General features: G+C 39.8%; 2 protein-coding genes. Both read right to left on the reverse strand.

The genetic code is table 11. The features are described from left to right. Window positions 1–705, reverse strand: a 705-nt coding sequence (locus tag Q0212_RS12085; protein WP_297925844.1) for a bifunctional DNA primase/polymerase, incomplete at its 3' end; no start/stop codon positions are given. After that, the gene (locus tag Q0212_RS12090; protein WP_297925846.1) at window positions 692–874 is read right to left on the reverse strand and encodes a helix-turn-helix domain-containing protein; all 183 of its coding nucleotides are present in this window, start codon (window positions 872–874) and stop codon (window positions 692–694) included. The genes Q0212_RS12090 and Q0212_RS12085, both read right to left, overlap by 14 nt. Between the last annotated feature and the right edge of the window lie 277 nt (window positions 875–1,151).

The raw sequence follows: 1,151 nt of genomic DNA on the forward strand, positions 1-1,151 counted from the left end.
TGTTTTAGTGATACGCTTATAACCGTAATTACTCAAAATGTTGACTAATGGCATTCTTTTATTAAACGTACCAATCACATCATTATCGCTACTAAACACGCGCACAGGTGCTGATTGTGCTTTATAGTCCTCTTTTTCAATATGCCACGGACACGCACTTTTTAACACGTCTTTTGCAATATCCCATTGCGTCCAGATGTTCAAAAGCTCAAGCGGTAACTCAGGTATGTTTTTGTAATCACCCACCCAAAAATATGGCTGTTCAGTATCAGGGTGAATAGAAGGCGGTAAAACATCTTGAGTAAAGCCACCGCGCAACTCGAACACCACGTCAGACTCTTTTGGGTTGTCTTGTTTAGTCCAATTAAGTGCATGGCGTTTTAACTCTACGCCCACAGGTGCTTTAAACAACAATTTAGAACGATTCTCACGCCCTGATTCGATGCGTACACCCTCAGCCATCAAAGCAGCCAAGTCAACGCCACAGGCGGACAAGGCAATGGTAGATTGCTCGATGTTGTCAATGTCTAGCGTACAAGTACCACTTAATCCATGAATCAAGCCGATGCCGTGTAAATCAAACAAATTAAAATCAGTAACAGGGTTTTGTTCCCATTTGTCTTGAAACGGCTTTTTGCCTTTCACTAAGCACAATTTAAAACCATGAGCGACATAACTTGACGCGGCTTCTTTATTGTTTTGCATTTTCTAATTGTCCTTCTAAATAGTCAGAGAGTTTTTTGATAGTGTCATAGTCTGCCTTTTCTGTTTTCATTAAACGATAAATTGTATTGGAGTGAATCCCAACACGCTCGGCGACAACATTAAGTTGTCTGTCTGTTAATAACTGTTTAATCTCAGGTAACGATAACATTTTATTTGCGCCTTTTTTGGTTGTCGGTGTTGACACAATAACAAAATATAGTTATCTTAGCAACCACTGGCACACGAAATATAGAAACCAGTGAAACAGCAACCACTGGCACACGAAATATAGAAACCAGTGAAACCTAAACAAACGAAACAGTGAGTATATTATGAGTAATTTAGCAAGCTACAACTTCAATGCAGAAGAAATCGAACCATCATCATCTTTTGACCCAATCCCTGCTGGCTGGTATAAGGCTATTATCAGCAATAGCGAGATGAAG

It is taken from the genome of uncultured Agitococcus sp. (assembly GCF_937920075.1).
Lineage (GTDB): Bacteria > Pseudomonadota > Gammaproteobacteria > Pseudomonadales > Moraxellaceae > Agitococcus.